18 protein-coding genes and 1 tRNA gene are annotated in these 18320 nt (G+C 65.9%); 11 read left to right on the top strand and 8 right to left on the bottom strand.

Going from position 1 to position 18320, the window contains the following annotated elements; genetic code table 11:
- Window positions 1-35: 35 nt before the first annotated feature.
- Window positions 36-338, bottom strand: a complete 303-nt coding sequence (locus C5F44_RS07390) for a virulence factor (RefSeq protein ID WP_107672865.1) — start codon at window positions 336-338, stop codon at window positions 36-38.
- A gap of 240 nt (window positions 339-578) precedes the next feature.
- Between C5F44_RS07390 and C5F44_RS07385 the strand changes: the two genes are divergently transcribed.
- Together C5F44_RS07385 and C5F44_RS07380 are read left to right on the top strand one after the other, a co-directional pair.
- Window positions 579-1718 (top strand): Ppx/GppA phosphatase family protein, encoded by a 1140-nt coding sequence (locus C5F44_RS07385; RefSeq protein WP_107672864.1) that lies wholly within the window; start codon window positions 579-581, stop codon window positions 1716-1718.
- Window positions 1715-2470, top strand: a complete 756-nt coding sequence (locus C5F44_RS07380) for an RlmE family RNA methyltransferase (protein WP_107672863.1) — start codon at window positions 1715-1717, stop codon at window positions 2468-2470. The genes C5F44_RS07385 and C5F44_RS07380 overlap by 4 nt, the downstream gene beginning before the upstream one ends.
- A 64-nt stretch (window positions 2471-2534) precedes the next feature.
- Here C5F44_RS07380 and mepK read toward each other — a convergent pair whose 3' ends face one another.
- A complete protein-coding gene (gene mepK / locus C5F44_RS07375; protein ID WP_107672862.1) occupies window positions 2535-3104 on the bottom strand; it encodes a peptidoglycan L,D-endopeptidase MepK in 570 nt (189 codons plus the stop codon).
- A gap of 368 nt (window positions 3105-3472) precedes the next feature.
- On the opposite strand from mepK, the gene C5F44_RS07370 reads away from it, so the two are divergent.
- From C5F44_RS07370 to C5F44_RS07355, 4 genes are read left to right on the top strand one after another with little or no spacing between them, the layout of a single operon-like run.
- A complete protein-coding gene (locus C5F44_RS07370; RefSeq protein ID WP_235822561.1) occupies window positions 3473-5044 on the top strand; it encodes a L,D-transpeptidase family protein in 1572 nt (523 codons plus the stop codon).
- Window positions 5045-5074: 30 nt separating this feature from the next.
- Window positions 5075-6166: a UDP-3-O-(3-hydroxymyristoyl)glucosamine N-acyltransferase gene (gene lpxD / locus C5F44_RS07365; RefSeq protein ID WP_107672860.1), complete on the top strand. Its 1092-nt coding sequence runs from the start codon at window positions 5075-5077 to the stop codon at window positions 6164-6166.
- A gap of 11 nt (window positions 6167-6177) precedes the next feature.
- Complete coding sequence (locus C5F44_RS07360; RefSeq protein ID WP_107672859.1) at window positions 6178-6441, top strand: acyl carrier protein; 264 nt, start codon at window positions 6178-6180, stop codon at window positions 6439-6441.
- Window positions 6438-7637, top strand: coding sequence for a beta-ketoacyl-[acyl-carrier-protein] synthase family protein (locus C5F44_RS07355; RefSeq protein WP_107672858.1), 1200 nt, complete (start codon window positions 6438-6440; stop codon window positions 7635-7637). Before C5F44_RS07360 ends, C5F44_RS07355 begins: the two co-directional genes overlap by 4 nt.
- A gap of 5 nt (window positions 7638-7642) precedes the next feature.
- Here C5F44_RS07355 and C5F44_RS07350 read toward each other — a convergent pair whose 3' ends face one another.
- Window positions 7643-8350, bottom strand: coding sequence for an invasion associated locus B family protein (locus tag C5F44_RS07350; RefSeq protein WP_107672922.1), 708 nt, complete (start codon window positions 8348-8350; stop codon window positions 7643-7645).
- Between the two features lie 428 nt (window positions 8351-8778).
- Here C5F44_RS07350 and C5F44_RS07345 point away from each other — a divergent pair, with 428 nt between their 5' ends.
- Entirely contained in the window at window positions 8779-10395 is a 1617-nt protein-coding gene (locus C5F44_RS07345; RefSeq protein ID WP_181318209.1) for a helicase HerA-like domain-containing protein, read from the top strand.
- A 7-nt stretch (window positions 10396-10402) separates the two neighbouring features.
- On the opposite strand, the gene C5F44_RS07340 is transcribed toward C5F44_RS07345, so the two are convergent.
- Genes C5F44_RS07340 through C5F44_RS18245 form a run of 4 tightly spaced genes read right to left on the bottom strand, consistent with a single transcriptional unit; the run spans window position 10403 to window position 14382 of the window.
- Complete coding sequence (locus C5F44_RS07340) at window positions 10403-11692, bottom strand: HlyC/CorC family transporter (RefSeq protein WP_107672856.1); 1290 nt, start codon at window positions 11690-11692, stop codon at window positions 10403-10405.
- A gap of 32 nt (window positions 11693-11724) precedes the next feature.
- Window positions 11725-12675, bottom strand: a complete 951-nt coding sequence (locus C5F44_RS07335; protein WP_107672855.1) for a site-specific tyrosine recombinase XerD — start codon at window positions 12673-12675, stop codon at window positions 11725-11727.
- 5 nt (window positions 12676-12680) lie between these two features.
- Window positions 12681-14258 (bottom strand): hypothetical protein, encoded by a 1578-nt coding sequence (locus tag C5F44_RS07330; protein ID WP_107672854.1) that lies wholly within the window; start codon window positions 14256-14258, stop codon window positions 12681-12683.
- Window positions 14248-14382 carry a hypothetical protein gene (locus C5F44_RS18245; protein ID WP_257791671.1) on the bottom strand — a complete coding sequence of 45 codons (135 nt, stop codon included), beginning with the start codon at window positions 14380-14382 and terminating at the stop codon, window positions 14248-14250. The genes C5F44_RS07330 and C5F44_RS18245 overlap by 11 nt, the downstream gene beginning before the upstream one ends.
- A gap of 178 nt (window positions 14383-14560) precedes the next feature.
- Between C5F44_RS18245 and C5F44_RS07325 the strand changes: the two genes are divergently transcribed.
- Both C5F44_RS07325 and aroB read left to right on the top strand, forming a co-directional pair.
- Entirely contained in the window at window positions 14561-15121 is a 561-nt protein-coding gene (locus C5F44_RS07325; protein ID WP_107672853.1) for a shikimate kinase, read from the top strand.
- Window positions 15118-16221: a 3-dehydroquinate synthase gene (gene aroB / locus C5F44_RS07320; RefSeq protein WP_107672852.1), complete on the top strand. Its 1104-nt coding sequence runs from the start codon at window positions 15118-15120 to the stop codon at window positions 16219-16221. The genes C5F44_RS07325 and aroB overlap by 4 nt, the downstream gene beginning before the upstream one ends.
- A 74-nt stretch (window positions 16222-16295) precedes the next feature.
- Here the strand turns inward: aroB and C5F44_RS07315 are convergent.
- A tRNA-Gln gene (locus tag C5F44_RS07315) sits at window positions 16296-16370 on the bottom strand.
- 81 nt (window positions 16371-16451) lie between these two features.
- Here C5F44_RS07315 and C5F44_RS07310 point away from each other — a divergent pair.
- Window positions 16452-17627, top strand: coding sequence for a BaiN/RdsA family NAD(P)/FAD-dependent oxidoreductase (locus C5F44_RS07310; RefSeq protein ID WP_181318208.1), 1176 nt, complete (start codon window positions 16452-16454; stop codon window positions 17625-17627).
- Window positions 17627-18319: an aspartate/glutamate racemase family protein gene (locus C5F44_RS07305; RefSeq protein ID WP_107672921.1), complete on the top strand. Its 693-nt coding sequence runs from the start codon at window positions 17627-17629 to the stop codon at window positions 18317-18319. Before C5F44_RS07310 ends, C5F44_RS07305 begins: the two co-directional genes overlap by 1 nt.
- Window position 18320: the final 1 nt, after the last annotated feature.

Genomic DNA, 18320 nt, shown 5'->3' with positions numbered 1-18320 from the left:
GGGGGCTGACAAGGGGGGGACGGGGGACGGCATGATCAGGTGGCGGCCCAGCCATCGCTGTCGATCAGCGTCTTCAGGCGGGCGGTGTCGTACTCGCCCTCCAGCCGGGCGGCGGTGTCGCGGGCAATCTCGTCCTGATCGCCGTCCACCTCATATGGGGCGGCCTTGCGCCATTCGGCCAGATAGGCATCGGCGTCGCGGGCGCCGATCTTCATGGCGCAGCGGTCGATGGCCTGTTCGAACCTCTCGGACAGTTGCACCTTGGCCCCGCGTCGGCCCTTGCCGACAATGACCTGGGCGGGGATGTCTCTCCAGTAGACGATGGTCACTTCGGGCATTTCGGGGCGATTCCTGTGCGGATGTTCCCCTGTTGATAGACGCCGTTTCGCGACAGGCGAAGTCGGATTTCGACATGGCGCCCCTCTGATGCGACCAGCGGCCGGTGCGTGGCCCTGTCGGGGGCAAAACATGGTCAGACCGGGTTCAATGCGGACGGATGTCGCATCACCGTCATGCAAAGGCTTGCCAGCTCCCGGTCGCGCGACTACCTTTGGGGCAACCAGAGTTGGAGGGCGATCATGACGCCCGTGCGTCCCCCAGGGGCGGACGCATCCTCTTCGTTGGTCGAGCCGCTCTTCGCGCGCTCCCACGAGGGCGATCCGTCATCCCCTGATCAAATCGGTCCTGCGCTTTATGCGGCCCTGGACCTTGGCACGAACAGTTGCCGTATGCTGATTGCCCAGCCGAAGGGCAGTCAGTTTCTTGTCATGGACAGCTTTTCCAAGACCGTTCAACTGGGGGCGGGGCTGGAAGCCTCGGGCCGGCTGAGCCGGGCATCCATGGCCCGCACGATTCAGGCGCTGCGGATCTGTGGCAAGAAGATCGAGCGGCATGGCGTCACCCGGATGCGACTGGTGGCGACAGAAGCCTGCCGCCGCGCCCGCAATGCCCGCGATTTCATCCGTCAGGTGCGGCGGGAAACCGGACTGGCGCTGGAAATCATCGGCCCCGAGGAAGAGGCGCGGCTGGCGGTGATCAGTTGCGCGCCGCTGGTCAAGCCCGAGACCGAGCAGCTTCTGGTGGTGGACATCGGCGGCGGGTCGACGGAACTTGTCTGGATCGACCTGTCGGCGGTGCCGCCCGATGACCGCGCCAAGGCGATCATGCGGCTGCATATGGGGTTTTCGGCCCAGGGCGAGGGGCCGGTGGCGCGTGTGGTGGACTGGATCAGCGTCAAGCTGGGGGTGGCCACCCTGAAGGATCAGTTCGCCGATGTCGAGGATGACGCGGCGCGCTTTGCCCTGATGAGCTGGTTCTTCGAGGAAAACCTTGCCAGCTTCAGCCCCTATCATGCACAGGCCAAGCGCGAAGGGTTCCAGATCATCGGCACCAGCGGCACGGTGACCACGGTTGCTGCGTCCTTCCTGGGCCTGCGCCGCTATGACCGCGCCAAGGTGGACGGGTTGCAGATGACAAGCACCCAGATAGATACGGTGATCCGCGACTATCTTCAGCTTGGCCCGGAAGGGCGGCGCACCGACCCGCGTATCGGTCGGGACCGGCACACGCTGATCATGTCGGGTGCGGCCATCTTGCAGGCGCTGATGCGGATCTGGCCGACCGACCGGCTTTCGGTGGCGGACCGCGGCCTGCGCGAGGGGCTGCTTTACGCGCAGATGAGCGCGGATGGAGTTTTGGAGGACGGGCCTTACCTATGACCGAGAAACCGGGATCTGGCGGAACTTCGGGCCGCGGGCAGCGCGACCTGCGGGTGCGGGTGAAAACGGCGAAGGGGCGCAAGCTCTCGTCCACGCTCTGGCTTGAGCGGCAGTTGAACGACCCTTACGTCCAGCGGGCCAAGCGCGACGGCTATCGCGGCCGCGCGGCCTACAAGATCATGGAACTGGACGACAAGTATGGCTTCCTGAAGCCCGGCGCCCGGGTCGTTGATCTGGGCTGCGCGCCAGGCGGCTGGTGCCAGGTGGCGGTGCCACGCGTGAATGCCCTGGGCGAGAATACGAAAAAGCCGGTGGGGCGGATTCTGGGCGTCGACCTGCAGGAGGTTGAGCCGATTCCCGGCGTGGAACTGCACCAGCTTGATTTCCTGTCCGACGATGCGGACGAACTGGTCAAGGGCTGGCTGGGCGGTCGGGCCGATGTGGTTCTCAGCGACATGGCGGCGGCCTCAAGCGGGCACAAGCCGACCGACCACCTGCGCATCGTGGCACTGGTCGAGGCGGCGCTGTCCTTTGCCTTTGACGTGCTGGAAGACGGCGGCACCTTTGTCGCCAAGGTTCTGGCGGGCGGGGCCGAAAACACCATGCAGCAGATGCTGAAGCAGAACTTCCGCAAGGTGGCGAACGTCAAGCCGCCGTCCAGCCGCGCCGACAGTTCCGAGAAGTTCGTGGTGGCCATGGGGTTCCGCGGCCGCGAAAAGGGTGGTGTGGCCGAAGAGACGGTCGAGGAATGAGGCGCGGCGGATGAAATGAAAAAGGCGCCCCGAGGGGCGCCCGTTTTTCCGGCCAGGGAAGCGGTCAGCCGCCCCAGGAGCGGACTGCGCCGCAATCCATATGCACGAAGTTCGACCGCGAATAGCGCCCGACGCCACCCGCCGCACAGGCCGCAGCGGCCTTGGCCATCTGGCCGACCGAACGCGAGTTCAGCCGCAGATCGGCGGCCATGCCCTTCATGTGCAGGGAATTCCGGGCCACGCCACCCGACCGCGACCGCAGCATCGCGTTGGTCTTGGGGCTGCGATAGCCCGAGAGCAGCATGTAGGGTTCGTTCACATCCATCAGCCGATGCGCCGCGGCCATGATGTCGAAATTGCGCGGGTCCATCTTGACCACATCGTCGGTCCGCCAGTCGCGCATGAAGTGATTGATCTCCTTCACGACCTCGGGGATGTACTTCCCTTCGATCCAGTAGATCGTATCCATGCTTTCGCCGGTGCGCCCGGAATACATCCGAAGGCGGCGAATGTCGCCTGCGCCGCGGGCGTAGGCCGGCGCGTTGCTGAAGAAAGGTGCCGCAGTTACCACTGTCGCGGCGAACACACCAAGAAGTCCACGCCGCGTCATGCCGTTGGAGCTGAAGTCCGCCATTGTGTCGCCTGTCCCGTGCAAGTCTTCGACTGCTTGAAGCAGTGCTTGACTGTTCTTCCAGTGCCGGCACCTTACGGCAGATGCGGCCCGAAATGAAACTGCCAAAAACCCTTCTCTCGGTAGCCAACACGAAATCGGCAAAAATTCGCTGAATCGGCAGAACCTGACTGGCGCGTGGCGCCGGCGCAACGGTTGCGGGCAAATCTGTCGCATTGTCAGCAAGCGCCTGTCCGGCAAGCCCGATTGGACGGGAATGTGAATGGACAGCCGCGGCAAATTGGCTGATCTTTGCCGAACCGATAAAATCCTTAGTATTTTCAGGGGCTGGAATGGTGGTGCGCGACGGGGCCCGGGGCCGGGCAAGGCAGATGATGGGTTCGGTCGCTCTGGTGTTGTCGCTGGCGCTGTCAGCGCCTTTGGCGGCGGAAACCACCAGTGCCTTTGCGCGCTCGCTGGCTACGGCGGCTTCGGCCGAGGCGCCGGTGGCGGAATGGTATCGCCAGACCGGCTATGACACGCTCTGGACCGGCCCTGAGGATGCCGCGCGCCGAGCCGCCCTGTTCGCGGCCCTTGAAACCGCGCATGACCACGGCTTGCCGCCAGCCCGCTATGATCTGGCCGGATTGCGGGCGGCCTTTGCTGCCGCGCAGACCGAAGGGGATCTTGGCCGTCTGGAAGTGGCGATGACCCGGTCCTATCTGGCCTGGGCCGGTGATCTGACCTCGGGTCTGCTGGTCCCCCGTCAGATCGACCCGACCATCGTACGCGAGATTCCTTTGCGCGATCCGCAAGAGCTGCTGCGCGCGATTGCCGGCGATGACCCGGCCGCGGTGTTGCACGGGCTGATCCCGTCCTCGACTGTCTATGCTCAGTTGATGAAGGCCAAGATCGGGCTTGAGGACCGCATGGCGCGGGGGGGCTGGGGGCCGCCGGTGCCCGGCGGGGCACTGGCACCCGGCGACAGTGGCGGCCGTGTGGTGGCGCTGCGCGACCGGCTGATCGCCATGGGCTATCTGGCCCGTACGCCGACACGGGACTATGACCGCAGCATCCAGCGCGCGGTGCAGTCATTCCAGTTGGCCCATGGCCTGCCCGCCGACGGCGTGGCGGGCGAGGCGACGATCGCAGAGATCAACATCGGCCCGGACGCGCGCCTCAAGTCGGTGATCGTCGCGATGGAGCGCGAACGCTGGCTGCACATCGACCGCACGGTGCGCCACATCTGGGTGAACCAGCCCGATTTCACCGCCCGGATCGTGGACCATGGCCGCACGGTGTTCCGCACCCGCGTGGTGATCGGCAAGGACGTGCCCGATCAGCGCAGCCCCGAATTTTCCGACGAGATGGAGCATATCGTGGTGAACCCCAGTTGGGGGGTGCCGCGGTCGATCACCGTCAAGGAATACCTGCCGCTTCTGCAACGAAATCCCAACGCGGTTGGGCATCTTCAGGTGGTCGACAGAAGCGGGCGGGTTGTGTCGCGTGGCGCGGTCAACTTTGCCGCCTACAACGCGCGCAACTTCCCCTTTGCACTGCGCCAGCCGCCCTCGGACGGGAACGCGCTGGGGAAGGTGAAGTTCATGTTCCCCAACCAGTACAACATCTATCTGCATGATACGCCGTCGAAATCCCTTTTCGACAATGACGTTCGCGCCTACAGCCATGGCTGCATCCGCGTGGCGGACCCGTTCGATCTGGCACATGCCTTGTTGTCGGTGCAATCCGACGCGGTTGAGGAAGAGTTCAACGCCTATCTCAAGTCTGGACGGGAAACGACTGTAAAGTTTGAAAAAACCGTCCCTGTTCATCTTGTCTACTACACCGCTTACCCCGAGGCGAAGGGCCGCATGGGCTATCGCCGCGATGTTTACGGACGTGACGCAAAGCTGTGGCAGGCCTTGGCAGATGCCGGGGTGGAGTTGGGCGCGGATTCGCAGTAGACCATCCCCCGGACTGCGCCGGAGGGGTTGATGCCGCATACGATCCGCGAAATTGCCACCGCTCTGGGGGCCAAGGCCGAAGGGGCGCTGGATCTGGCCGTAACGGCCGCGTCCGAACCGCAGGCGGCTGGCCCTGATGATCTGGCGCTGGCGATGGACCCGAAATACGCCGATGGCATTGCCAAGGGGCAGGCCCGTGCCGCGCTGTTGTGGCCGGGTGCAGACTGGCAGGCGATGGGGTTGCAGGCGGCGATCTTCGCACCGCGCGGGCGGCTGGCCATGGCCGGGCTGACACGCCTTCTGGACGCGGGCCCCGACATTGCGCCCGGTGTGCATCCCATGGCCATCGTCGATCCCTCGGCCCGGATCGGGGCGGGCGCGGCGATCGGGCCTTTCGTGGTGATCGGCCGCGATGTGGTGATCGGTGCAAACGCCCGGATCGCCAGCCACGTCTCCATCGCAGAAGGCGCCCGCATTGGAGAGGATGCGCTGATCCTGCAAGGCGCCCGGATCTGCGCCCGCGTTACCATCGGTAACCGCTTCATCTGCCAGCCGGGCGCGGTGATCGGCTCGGACGGGTTCAGTTTCGTCACGCCCGAGAAATCCGGCGTCGAGGAGATCCGCGAAACCCTGGGCACACGCGACGCGATCACCGCGCAAAGCTGGACCCGGATCCATTCTCTGGGGGCGGTGACCATCGGCGATGATGTCGAGATCGGGGCCAATGTCTGCATCGACCGCGGCACCATCCGCGACACACGCATCGGCAGCGGCACCAAGCTGGATAACCTTGTTCACATCGGCCACAATGTTCAGATCGGGCGCGACTGTCTGCTGTGCGGGCAGGTCGGCATTGCCGGATCGTCGCGGATCGGCGACCGCGTGGTGATGGGCGGCCAGTGCGGCGTTAATGATAATATCTTTGTCGGCGATGACGTGATCTGTGGCGGGGCCACCAAGATCTTCACCAATGCCCCGGCTGGCCGGGTGCTGCTGGGCTATCCGGCGGTGAAGATGGAAACCCATGTCGAGATGCAGAAGGCACTGCGCCGGCTGCCACGGCTGGCGGCACGGGTGGCCGAAATCGAAAAGGCGCTGCCCAGGCCGCCGTCCGAGGACTGAAGGTTTCCCAGATGCAGGACATTGCCCCCCGCGTGATCGAGATCCTGGCAACACAGGCACTGCTCGACCCGTCCGAGATCGGGCCCGAGGCCACCATCGAAAGCCTTGGACTGGACAGTCTGGGTCTGGTCGAGGCGATCTTCGCCATTGAAGAGGCTTTTGACATCCAGGTGCCCTTCAATCCCAATGAACCCGGTCAGGGCGGGTTCGACACCACCTCGGTCGCCAGCATCGTGGCGGCGGTGCAGGGGCTGGTGGCTGGCAAGGCCGCATGACGAAGCGGGTTGTCATCACCGGGGCGGGCACGGTCAACGCGCTGGCGGGTGATGTGCCCGGCACGCTGGAGGCCATGGCGGCGGGGCGGTCGGGGATCGGGCCGCTGGCCTTTCGCGACGTGGACCGGCTGTCGGTGCGGATTGGCGCGCAGGTGCAGGGCTGGGATGAAGCGGCGCGTTTTTCGCGCAACGAGATTGCGGTTTATGACCGCTTCACCCAGTTCGCGGTGACCGCCGCCGCCGAGGCGCTGGCCATGGCCGGTGAAGGTGCAGGGCAGGGCGCCGGCGCCATCATCGGCAGCGCGGCGGGCGGGATCGGCACCTGGGAAGACAATTACCGGGCGGTGTTTGCCGAAGGAAAGAACCGGGTGCCGCCGCTGGTGGTGCCGCGGCTGATGGTCAATGCGGCGGCGTCGCATGTGGCCATGCGGCACGGGCTGACCGGGCCGTCCTTCGCTGTCTCCTCGGCCTGCGCCAGTTCCAATCATGCGCTGGGGCTGGCCTTCCGTATGGTGCGTGACGGGCAGGCACCCGCAATGCTGGCGGGCGGGGCCGAGGCGATGCTGTGCTTCGGCGGCATCAAGGCCTGGGAATCGCTGCGCGTCCTGTCACCGGACGGCTGCCGCCCCTTCGATGCCCGCCGCAACGGTCTGGTGATGGGCGAAGGCGCAGCGGTCTTCGTTTTGGAAGATGCCGACCGGGCCGCCGCCCGTGGTGCCATGCCGCTGGCCGAGATTTCCGGCTTCGGCATGACGGCGGATGCGGGCGATATCGTAGTGCCGTCGGTCGATGGGGCGGCGGCGGCGATCCGGGCGGCGCTGGACGAAGCCCGGATCGACGCCTCCGAGGTGGGTTATGTCAATGCCCACGGCACCGGCACCCAGGTCAATGACCGCAGCGAGGTGGCCGCCATCCGCAGGGCCTTTGGTTCCGCGGCTGAGGGTCTGATGGTCAGTTCGACCAAGGCGCTGCATGGCCATGCCATCGGGGCAACCGGCGCGATCGAGTTGCTTGCCGTGATCATGGCGTTGCGCGACGGGATCATCGCCCCGACGCTGGGGCTGGACCAGCCTGATCCGGCCTGTGATCTGGACCATGTTCCAAACGAAGCGCGCCGCGCCCGGGTGGGCGCGGCGCTGTCGAATGCCTTTGCCTTTGGCGGATTGAACGCGGTGCTTGCGCTCCGCGCTCTCTGATCGCCTCAGGGGGTGGCGGGCTTGGCCTTGGCGGCGGCCTCAGCCGCGGCATCGGCCGCGTTGTTGGCCTTGGTCACCGCTTCCATACCGGCCGTGAAGCCCTTGAGCGAGATTTCGAGACCGACCTTCTGGTCGGGCGCGACGAAGGGGGTGATGCTGGCCGAGGCCTTGGCGCCCTTCTTGAACTGGTCGATCTCTTCGGTGGTGAAGCCGATACGGGCGACGCAGCCGATCTGGGTGCAGAAAGTGAACGGATAGGCGCGCGGCTTCGAGCCGTCGACCTCGATCCGCAGGCCTTCGGTCAGCAGGGTTTCCAGCGGTGCGATGAAGGTCGCCCCGGCCACTGCCGGGCCATTGGTGCCGGCCGGCAGGTTGAAGACCGAGAATTCGGCGACGTTGTTGCCGTCCTTGTCCTTCAGCAGTTGGTAAAGCTGGCAGGGATCGGTGCCGGTTTCCGTCTTGACGCAGCGCTGTTGCCAGGCGTCGAAGGTTGCGGCGGTGTAGCTGTCGCCCACCTTGGGCGTGCCACCGACCTCAACCCCCAGGGCAAGGTCGTCCGCGGCCGAGGTGTTCGGCGTGGTGCCTTCCGCCGCCGGAGCAGCACCTTCGGCAGGAGCGGCGCCTTCGGCGGGGGCGGTGGTTTCCTGCGCGGCCAGAGGCAGCGGCGCTGCCAGAGCCAGAAGCAGGGCAAGGCGGGAGATCGGTTTGATCATCATGAAACGTTGGTCCTTCGGGTTTGGCGCGGCAGGCCGCGCAGGCCGGATTTTCGCCCGGCGTTGCGCGCGTCCTTAACATGCGCGGATCGAAGTGTCAGTTGAGAAAAGCGAGAGCGGCGGGGCCGTGCCGGGCGGGAAGTGCTGAAATGGACAAAGGGCCGGAAGTCCGGCCCTTTGATGGCGCCTGAGGCGCGATTTCTTTGCTCCCTGTCGGACTGGCCGACTTCGTGGCCTGAACGCTATTGCGGTTTCACGAAGGCGTCAACGAGATTCTTTTGACCGGATGTTCCAGAAAAAGATGTTTGAAAACGGCACCTTTTGGCGGGCAGCCGGGGTATGCGCCGGGCCGGTTCGCGGGTTCCGTAACGGGACTTCGCCGTTCTTCCGACAAGGGTTCCAGACTGGCACGATGCGCAATAGGCTGTATGGTGGCGCGGCATCGGCGGCCATCGGGGGCTGCGGACGGGAGTGACACAGTGACGACGGACGGAACGATCTTTGTGGGCGGCGGCGGCGAGGGCTATGCGGCACCGCAGAACCTGCTGCTCAAATTTGGCAACCGCCACGGGCTGATCGCCGGGGCGACCGGCACCGGCAAGACCGTGACACTTCAGGTTCTGGCGGAAGGTTTTTCCGCAGCGGGCGTGCCGGTCTTCCTGTCCGATGTGAAGGGCGATCTTTCAGGTCTCTGCCAGGCGGGGTCCGAGACGCACAAGCTGCATGAAGGCTTCCTCAAACGGGCCGCCACCATCGGGCTGGATCTCAGCTACCGCGCCTTTCCGGTGTTGTTCTGGGATCTGTTCGGCGAAAAGGGCCATCCGATCCGCACCACCGTGGCCGAGATGGGGCCGCTTCTGCTGTCGCGGCTTCTGGAGTTGAGCGATCCGCAGGAAGGCGTGCTGAACGTCGCCTTCCGGCTGGCCGATGAAGAGGGGCTGCCGCTGCTGGACCTGAAGGATCTGCAGGCGCTGCTGACCTTTGTCGCGCAGAATGGCGATGCGATTTCGGCCCGTTACGGGCTGGTGTCGAAGGAATCCGTCGGCGCCATCCAGCGCCGGCTGCTGGTGCTGGAAAACGAAGGTGGCGCCAAGCTGTTCGGTGAACCGGCGCTGGATCTGGCCGACCTGATGCTGACCGATGCACAGGGGTCGGGCCGCATCTCGATCCTTGCCTCGGACCGGCTGATGAACAGCCCCCGGCTTTATGCCACCTTCCTGCTGTGGCTTCTGTCGGAACTGTTCGAGACGCTACCCGAAGTGGGCGATCCCGAAAAGCCCAGGCTCGTCTTCTTCTTCGACGAGGCGCATCTTCTGTTTGACGGGGCGCCCCGCGCGCTGGTGGCCAAGGTGGAACAGGTGGCGCGGCTGATCCGGTCGAAGGGGGTGGGGGTTTATTTCATCACCCAGAACCCCGCCGACGTGCCCGAGAACATTCTTGGCCAGCTTGGCAACCGCGTGCAGCACGCGCTGCGCGCCTTTACCGCCAAGGACCAGAAAGACCTGCGCCTTGCCGCCCAGACCTATCGCCCGAACCCGCGGTTCCAGATCGAGGATGCGATCCGCGATGTCGGCACGGGCGAGGCGGTGACCTCGTTCCTGGAACTGAAGGGGATTCCGGGCATCGCCGAGCGCACGCTGGTGCGCCCGCCGTCCAGCCGGCTTGGCCCCTGCGATGATGCGGCGCGCGGGCAGGTGATCGCGGGTTCGCCCGTGGCGGGCAAGTATGACACCGTGATCGACCGCGACAGCGCCTATGAGATGCTGGCGCGCAAGGCCGAGGAACGCGCCCGCGCGGCCGAAGCGGAAGAGGCACAGGCCAGCAAAGGCAGCACCGGCGGCGGGTTGTCGCTGGATCTGGACGAATTCAAGCGTGCCCGGCGCTATGACGGCAAGGGGTACGACACGCCGAAGCCGCGCAGCACGTCAAGCCGGTCGGATTCGATCACCGAGACCTTCGCCAAGAGCTTTGCCCGCCAGTTGGGCACAAAAAGCGGGCAGGCCATCGTGCGCGGCGTTCTGGGCACGCTCTTCGGTCGGCGCTGAGGCGCGATCAGAGCCGGCGCAGTTTCAGGCGGGTCAGGCGGTTTTCCCGCCTGGCCACCACCTCGAAGCGGAAGCCGTGGAAGGCGAAGACCTGGCCTTCGTTCGGAATCATCCGCGCCTCGTGGATGACCAGCCCGGCGATGGTGTTCGCCTCGTCATCGGGCAGCGACCAGTCCATCGCACGGTTCAGGTCGCGGATCGTCATGGCGCCATCGACCAGCCAGCCGCCATCCTCGGTTGCCTTGAGGTGGCCTTCCTTGGCCACGATGTCGAATTCGTCGGTGATCTCGCCAACGATTTCCTCAAGGATGTCTTCCAACGTGATCAGCCCCTGCAACCCGCCGTATTCGTCCACCACCAGCGCGAAATGGGTGCGCCGTTTCAGGAACTGGCGCATCTGTTCGTCAAGCGGCGTGGTTTCGGGAATGAAGTAGGGCTTCATCGCCACCTTGGCGATGTCCAGCGCGGCCAGCCCGTCGGCGGGGCGTTCGGCGCCACGGATCAGCCGGTCCACCTCGCGCAGCAGATCCTTGGCGTGGATGATGCCCAGGATGTTCTCCTCTGACTCTCGAAACACCGGCAGGCGGGTATGCGGTGATGACAGCACCTGCGTCAGGATCGCATCGGGCGACTGGTCGGCGTCGATCATCTCGATCTGGCGGCGGTGGCGCATGATCTCGTCCACCGTGCGGTCGGCCAGATCCAGGGCGCCCAGCAGGCGGTCACGGTCTTCCCGATGCACCGCACCCTCGGAATGACCCAGGGCGATGGCTCCGGCAATTTCCTCGCGCAGCGCCAGCATGTTGCCATCGGGATTGCCCTTCACCCCCAGCAACCGCAGCAATCCGCGCACCACCACCCGCACCACCCCGACCAGCGGCGAGAATATCAGGATCAGCACCCGGATCGGGGGCGCCACCCGCACGGCCACCGCTTCGGGGAAGGTGATGGCCAGCGTCTTCGGCATCACCTCGCCGAAGATCAGCACCAGCACCGTCATGCCCATGGTTGCCAAAGCCACGCCACTGTCCCCGAAAATGCGGGTCAGCAGCGCGGTCGCCAGCGAGGCGGCAAGGATGTTCACCACATTGTTGCCCAGCAGCAGCGCGCCGATCATCCGCTCGCGGTCTTCGGTAATGCGCAGGGCGGCACTTGCCCCACGCGACCCTTTCTCGGACTGTGACGTCAGCTTCGCGCGCGAAGCGGCGGTCAGCGCGGTTTCCGAGCCCGAGAAAAAGGCCGAGGCGGCGATCAGCGCCAGAACGATGGCGGAGGTGATCCAGAAAGCGGTGTCCATCGGGTATCCGGGTTGCGAAAAGGGAAAGGCGACTATGCCTGTGGCTTGCGGGGTTTCGCAAGCGGATGGCGGGTCAGCACCAGATCCTTGAGGTGATCATCCAGCACATGGGTGTAGATTTCGGTCGTTGCCACGTCGGCGTGGCCCAGAAGTGTCTGGATCACCCGCAGGTCGGCGCCGCCAGCCAGAAGATGGGTGGCAAAGGCATGGCGCAGGACGTGGGGAGTCACCTTGGCGGGTGAAACGCCGGCCCGCACGGCCATGGCCTTGAGCAGGGCAAAGCAGTTCTGCCGGGTCAGGTGGCCATCGACTCCGGGGCCGGGGAACAGGTGTTTCGGCACCGGCTTGCCGGCCTTGCGCAGGGCCTCGGCTTCGGCATCCAGATGCGCCAGCCAGTCGGCAATTGCCGTCCGGGCCTGCGACGAAAGCGGCACCATGCGTTCCTTGCCACCCTTGCCGCGCACAAGGATCATCCGCGGATCGCCGCGCACCGCGGCCTGCGGCAGCGACACCAGTTCCGTCACCCGCAGGCCGGTGGCGTAAAGCAACTCCATCAGGGCGGTGTTTCGCAGCCGGTCGGCGGCGGTGCGGCCATGGGCGCGGGCGGCGTCCAGCAGGCGGCCCACTTCGGCCTGATCCAGCGTTTGCGGCAGGCGCTGCACCTTGCCGGGGCCGCCGATGCGCAGGGCAGGGTTGTCGCTGCGCCAGCCTTCGTCAAAGGCAAAGCGAAACAACTGCCGCACGGACGACAGCCGCCGTGCGCGGGTGGCCTGCGACAGCCCCTGCGCGTCACAGTAAACCAGATAGGATTCCACCGTTTCGCGGTCGAGCGTTGCCAGATCGTGGCCGTGCCCGCTGCACCAGTCGGCAAAATCCTTGAGGTCGCGCCCATAGGCCAGCCTGGTATTGCGCGCGGCATCCTGTTCGGCGGCTATGGCGTCGAGAAAGGTTGAAATCCATTGCAGCGGGTTGGCGGGGGGCATGGGCCTTAGCCCCGCCGTTCCAGGATCATCAGTTCCAGCGCGGTGCGCCGTGCCACGCCCTCAAGCCCGACGCTGCGCAACAGCGACAGGCCACGGGTCACGCTGGCAAGGTCGCCCTCCACCCCGCGCGCGATTTCCTCGATCGCCAGAAGGATTGCCTCGCCGGTCCGGTTGCCATCGACCAGCGCCCGCGTCTCGGTCGAAGGCATCGGGTTCAGGAAGGCGGGGGCAATCGCGCGGCCCATGCTGTCGGGCGCGGTCACCCCCTTCAGATCACCGCGGGTCAGCGCGATCAGGAACCGCTCGGTCGTGTCGGTCGTCTCGCGTGCCGCGGCGGCGGTTTCGGCCACCGGCGACAACAGTTCCACGCGGAAGGCAATCGTTGCGGCTTCGCCCGTCAGCGGTATCGCCGTCAGATCGCGGCCGTAGAGCATGGCGAAGGGAACCTCGAGTTCGACCTCCTGCATCCGGGCCCAGACTACCGGCAGCGTCTGTGCCACCCGCTGCGGATCGCGCGATTGCATCGCGGCGTCGAAATCCTGGAACGCGGCGACCCGATCCCATACCCCACCCGAAGCGGCGGGGTCGCGGTCTGTGTAAAGCCCGAGGATGACATTGGGGGCAATGGTGCCCGCACGGGTCAGTCGCTCGGCCGCCTCGATCTGGGCTTTCCAGCCGGCTTCCTGCCCGATCTCGGCATAGGAAAACGCCACGGGCAGCGATGCCGTGGGAAGAGATTCCCCGATGGCCGAGTAGATCTTCCAGTCCAGCGGTGTGACCGGGTTCGGGGGCGGCGGCATCAGCTCGCCATCGAACAGATCGGGGTCCAAGAACCGCGCCAGAAGCTCGGCCCCCGCGCTGCTGATCTGTTTCAGTGCCGCCGCCGTTTGCAGGGTCAGTGCCGCTGCATCCCATTGCCCGTCGCGCGCCAGACAGAAGACCCGCGCCTGAATGGTGGGGGCAAGGCCGGGGCTTTCCTGCATCTTGGCGCAGGCGCGATCCTCGTTGCCGGTCAGCAGTGCCACGTCGAAGGCCCTGCGGAACAGGTCAGGCGTCTCGGCGCCGGAAATCTCGATCAGGGCTGCGGCCTGTTCCAGCGCGCCGATCTGCATCAGCTTGTCAACGCGGGCCTGCAACAGCCGGCCCTTGCCTTCGGAATCGGCGGGCGGGGTGGCTTCGGCCAGCAGCATGGTCAGGAACAGTTGCCGCAACGCGGGCAGGCTGGACATGCGGTCCCGGATGATCGCCTGCGCGATCTCATCCGTCCGCCCGGCGCCCCACAGGTTGCGCGGCAGACCCGAGACTGCCGGCGCGATCAGACCCACGCCATCGGGCGAGGGGGCATCCAGCGCCGTTGTCGCCACATCCACCGGCAGCGCGCCGTTTGCGCTGACGGGCGGCTCTCCCGGGCGGGCAACGGTGGGGGGCGTCCCTGACGGCTGCACCGCGGAAACCTGCGTGGTCACCGATTGCGACAGCCAGTCGATTGCTGACAGCGGATCATCGCCGGCCGCAAGGGCCGCCGTGGTGATCGCGTACAGGGCTGTGGCAAGGCCGGTTGCGGCGACAAACCTAGTTCGCATCCAGAACCACGGGTTTCGTGACCTCCTGCTGCGCGGGGGCCAGGTCGCCAAGATAGGCAAAGACCGTCAGCCCCGCGAAGCCCAGAATTGCCAGCACCACCAGTGCTTTCAGAATCCGCCCCATCTGCAAAGTCCTTGTCCTGCCCGTTCTGCGTGACGCCCCGTCCCGTTGACCGGGTATGATGTCGGGTCGCGACTGTCGATTATATATATGGCTTTCCGATCAAGATCACGCCATTGAGGCAAGGAATACACCTGATCGGCAAGGCTGTGCCCCGCCGATCACGAGATGGTGAAAGGTTATGCCGCAACTGAACAAGACCGTGGTCATGGTCGGGATGATGGGGGCAGGAAAGACCGCGGTCGGAACGGCAGTCGCGCGGCTTCTGAAGGTGCCCTTCGTTGATTCGGATGATGAAATCGTCAAGGCCGCCAGCCGCAGCATCGCCGAGATTTTCGAACGCGATGGGGAACCCTTTTTCCGTGACCGCGAATTCGAGGTGATCGGCCGGTTGTTGCGCGGCACGCCTTGCGTGCTGTCAACCGGCGGCGGCGCTTTTCTGAGCGAGCGGAACCGTGCCCAGATCCGCGCCTCGGGCATCTCGGTCTGGCTGCGCGCCGATCTGGAGCTTTTGTGGCAAAGGGTGCGGCACAAGACGACGCGGCCACTGTTGCGCACGGCAAATCCGCACGAAACCCTGCGCACATTGTATGAAGCAAGGTTGCCAGCCTATGAAATGGCCGATCTTGCCGTAGATGCCTCGCCTGACTACTCGATCGAACAGATGGCGGTTCGTGTGGTCGAGGCGCTGAAGACCCGGCCCGATGTGCTGGCTGAAACTGCAAAGGATGACGACGCATGAACGTGGTGCCGGTGGATCTGGGCGAACGGTCCTATGAGGTGCGGATCGGGCCCGGCCTGATTGACCGCGCCGGTGCCGAAATCGCACCGTTGTTGCGCCGCAAGCGGGTGGCGGTGGTGACCGACGAAACGGTGGCCGGTCTGCATCTGGCCCGCCTGACCGCCGCGCTGGAAGCGCAGGGGATCGAGGTTTCCGCGCTGGCGCTGCCTCCGGGCGAGGGAACCAAGGGCTGGCCGCAGTTCGCGCGATGCGTCGAATGGCTGCTGGAGCAGAAGGTGGAACGCCGCGATGTGGTGGTGGCTTTCGGCGGCGGTGTGATCGGCGATCTGGTCGGCTTTGCCGCCGCCGTGCTGCGCCGGGGCGTGCGTTTCGTGCAGCTTCCCACCACGCTGCTGTCCCAGGTTGATTCCAGCGTTGGTGGCAAGACCGGGATCAACACCGCGCAAGGCAAGAACCTGGTAGGTGCTTTCCACCAGCCCAGCCTGGTGCTGGCCGATATTTCCGTGCTGGACAGCCTGCCGCCGCGCGATTTCCTGGCCGGCTATGGCGAGGTGGTGAAATACGGCCTTCTGGGCGATTCCGCCTTCTTCGACTGGCTGGAAGTTGCGGCCCCTGGCATGGCGGCGGGGGATGCCTCGGCCCGGTTGCGCGCGGTGACGCGCAGCGTCGAGATGAAAGCGGGGATCGTTTCGCGCGACGAAACCGAGGAGGGCGAGCGTGCGCTGCTGAACCTTGGGCATACCTTCTGTCACGCGCTGGAAAAGGCCACCGGCTATTCCGACCGCCTGCTGCACGGAGAAGGCGTGGCCATCGGCTGCGCGCTGGCGTTCGAACTGTCGCAACGGCTTGGCCTGTGCAGCCAGGAATCGCCCAGCCGTGTGCGCGCCCATCTGCAGGCCATGGGCATGAAGGTGGACATCCGCGACATCCCCGGCAACCTGCCCGGCCCCGAAGCGTTGCTCGCGCTGATGGGGCAGGACAAGAAGGTGATCGACGGCCGGCTGCGCTTCGTTCTGGCGCGTGGTATCGGTCAGGCCTTCGTGGCTGAGGACGTGCCGTCCGATGCCGTGCTGGCGGTACTGCGGGACGCAATGGCGTGATGGCGCGGAAATGAAAACGGGCCCCAGAAGGGGCCCGGATTTCTTCCGTCATTTCTTCCGTCAAAGGAAGGATTTGGCTGGGGCGCCAGGATTCGAACCTGGGAATGGCGGTACCAAAAACCGCTGCCTTACCACTTGGCGACGCCCCAACCGTGCGGCGGTGTTTAGCGAAGCGCTTTCCGGGCCGCAAGGGGGAAGACGCGATTTTTCGGCGGCTCTTGGAGGATGAATTGGACTGGGATGTAATGGTGCTGGGGGCCGGCGCGGCAGGGCTTTTTGCCGGGATCGAGGCTGCACGGCGCGGGCGGCGGGTGCTGGTCGTGGACCATGCCGCCAAGCCGGCCGAGAAGATCCGAATCTCTGGCGGCGGTCGGTGCAACTTCACGAATCTAGAGATTTCGGCCGACCGCTACCTTGGCCGTAACCCGCGCTTCGCGCTGTCGGCGCTGAAGCGGTTTACTCAGTGGGATTTCATCGCGCGCATGGATGCGGCGGGAATCGCCTGGCATGAAAAAACGCTGGGGCAGCTTTTCTGTGATGGTCCGGCGACGCAGGTGGTGGACTGGCTGACGGGTGATCTGGCGGCGGTCGGCGGCACGCTCTGGACCGGGTGCTCGCTGGGGGCGGTTGCGCGCCAAGGCAATGGATTCGCGGTGGAAACGGATCGCGGCGTGCAGGAGGCTGCGGCGGTGATCGTCGCCACGGGCGGCAAGTCGATTCCGAAGATGGGGGCCTCGGGCTACGGCTATCGTGTCGCGGAAAGCTTCAGCCTTGCCGTGACCGAGACCCGCCCCGCGCTGGTGCCGCTGACCTTTGCCGAGCAGGAACTGGTCTGGCTGAAGCCGCTGGCCGGGGTGGCGGTGCAGGGCAGGGTTTCCTGCGGCAAGACCGGCTTTGACGAAGCGGTCTTGTTCACCCATCGCGGCCTGTCCGGCCCGGCGATCCTGCAGATCTCGTCCTACTGGCGCGAGGGGCAGGCGATCTCGGTCAATCTTTGCCCGGGCCAGGACGGCGCGGCGGTGTTGCGGGCGGCCAAGGCCAGCGGCGGCAAGGGTCATCTTGCCGGCGCGCTGGCGCGGCTGGTGCCGGAACGGCTTGCCCGCCATCTGGCCGAGGCCTCGGGCCTCTCCGGCCCCCTGGCAGAAATGCCGGGGGCGGTGCTGGACCGGGTGGCAGCGGGGCTGGCCGACTGGCGGCTGATGCCGGTGGGCAGCGAAGGCTACCGCACGGCCGAGGTGACGCTGGGCGGCGTCGATACCGACGGTCTTGACGCCCGCACGATGGAGGCGAAGGCCGTGCCGGGCCTGTATTTCGTGGGCGAGGTGGTCGATGTGACCGGCTGGTTGGGTGGCTACAACTTCCAATGGGCCTGGTCCAGCGGCTGGGCCGCGGGGCAGGTGGCGTGATGAAGACCATCGGTATTCTGGGCGGCATGTCCGCCGCCTCGACCCAGCTTTACTATCGTGAACTGTGTCGCCTGACGCGCGAACGGCTGGGTGGGCTTCATTCGCCCGAACTGCTGATCCGGTCGCTGGATTTCGCCCCGATCGCGGCGCTGCAGGCCGCCGGCGACTGGGCGGCGGCAGGCCGTATCCTGAACGCCGAGGCGCGGGCGTTGGAACGTGGCGGTGCCGGGATTCTGGTGCTGGCGACCAACACCATGCACAAGCTGGCCGATGAGATGATGTCGGGCGTCTCGATCCCGCTGCTGCATATCGCCGATGCCACGGCCGCGGCGATCCGGGCGGCGGGGTTGCGTCGGCCCTGCCTGATGGCGACGGCTTTTACCATGGAGCAGGGCTTCTACACCGACCGCTTGCGCGCGGCCGGGGTGATGCCGGTGTTGCCCGATGCGGCAGACCGGGCCGAGACGCATCGGATCATCTATGAAGAGCTTTGCCGCGACATCATTCGCGACGACAGCCGCAGCGTCTATGTGGGCATCGCAGAGCGGCTGGTGCAGTCGGGGGCCGACAGCCTGATCCTGGGCTGCACCGAGGTTGGGATGCTGTTGACAGCGGGCAACGTGCCGGTGCCGGTCTTCGACACAACGCTGATCCATTGCGCAGCCGCCATAGACCTTGCGCTGGCCCGGTGAC

The sequence above is a fragment of the Fuscovulum blasticum DSM 2131 genome (assembly GCF_003034965.1).
In the GTDB taxonomy this organism is placed as follows: Bacteria; Pseudomonadota; Alphaproteobacteria; order Rhodobacterales; family Rhodobacteraceae; genus Pseudogemmobacter; species Pseudogemmobacter blasticus.
Note: the sequence above shows the minus strand (reverse complement) of the source record. Positions and strands in the feature narration are given on the sequence as shown.

What these genes read in the sequence shown, in the direction of transcription:
- C5F44_RS07390 (WP_107672865.1), bottom strand. Translation starts at nt 338, where the DNA reads ATGCCCGAAGTGACCATCGTCTACTGGAGAGACATCCCCGCCCAGGTC.
- C5F44_RS07385 (WP_107672864.1), top strand. Translation starts at nt 579, where the DNA reads ATGACGCCCGTGCGTCCCCCAGGGGCGGACGCATCCTCTTCGTTGGTC.
- C5F44_RS07380 (WP_107672863.1), top strand. Translation starts at nt 1,715, where the DNA reads ATGACCGAGAAACCGGGATCTGGCGGAACTTCGGGCCGCGGGCAGCGC.
- mepK (WP_107672862.1), bottom strand. Translation starts at nt 3,104, where the DNA reads ATGGCGGACTTCAGCTCCAACGGCATGACGCGGCGTGGACTTCTTGGT.
- C5F44_RS07370 (WP_235822561.1), top strand. Translation starts at nt 3,473, where the DNA reads ATGATGGGTTCGGTCGCTCTGGTGTTGTCGCTGGCGCTGTCAGCGCCT.
- lpxD (WP_107672860.1), top strand. Translation starts at nt 5,075, where the DNA reads ATGCCGCATACGATCCGCGAAATTGCCACCGCTCTGGGGGCCAAGGCC.
- C5F44_RS07360 (WP_107672859.1), top strand. Translation starts at nt 6,178, where the DNA reads ATGCAGGACATTGCCCCCCGCGTGATCGAGATCCTGGCAACACAGGCA.
- C5F44_RS07355 (WP_107672858.1), top strand. Translation starts at nt 6,438, where the DNA reads ATGACGAAGCGGGTTGTCATCACCGGGGCGGGCACGGTCAACGCGCTG.
- C5F44_RS07350 (WP_107672922.1), bottom strand. Translation starts at nt 8,350, where the DNA reads ATGATCAAACCGATCTCCCGCCTTGCCCTGCTTCTGGCTCTGGCAGCG.
- C5F44_RS07345 (WP_181318209.1), top strand. Translation starts at nt 8,779, where the DNA reads ATGGTGGCGCGGCATCGGCGGCCATCGGGGGCTGCGGACGGGAGTGAC.
- C5F44_RS07340 (WP_107672856.1), bottom strand. Translation starts at nt 11,692, where the DNA reads ATGGACACCGCTTTCTGGATCACCTCCGCCATCGTTCTGGCGCTGATC.
- C5F44_RS07335 (WP_107672855.1), bottom strand. Translation starts at nt 12,675, where the DNA reads ATGCCCCCCGCCAACCCGCTGCAATGGATTTCAACCTTTCTCGACGCC.
- C5F44_RS07330 (WP_107672854.1), bottom strand. Translation starts at nt 14,258, where the DNA reads ATGCGAACTAGGTTTGTCGCCGCAACCGGCCTTGCCACAGCCCTGTAC.
- C5F44_RS18245 (WP_257791671.1), bottom strand. Translation starts at nt 14,382, where the DNA reads ATGGGGCGGATTCTGAAAGCACTGGTGGTGCTGGCAATTCTGGGCTTC.
- C5F44_RS07325 (WP_107672853.1), top strand. Translation starts at nt 14,561, where the DNA reads ATGCCGCAACTGAACAAGACCGTGGTCATGGTCGGGATGATGGGGGCA.
- aroB (WP_107672852.1), top strand. Translation starts at nt 15,118, where the DNA reads ATGAACGTGGTGCCGGTGGATCTGGGCGAACGGTCCTATGAGGTGCGG.
- C5F44_RS07305 (WP_107672921.1), top strand. Translation starts at nt 17,627, where the DNA reads ATGAAGACCATCGGTATTCTGGGCGGCATGTCCGCCGCCTCGACCCAG.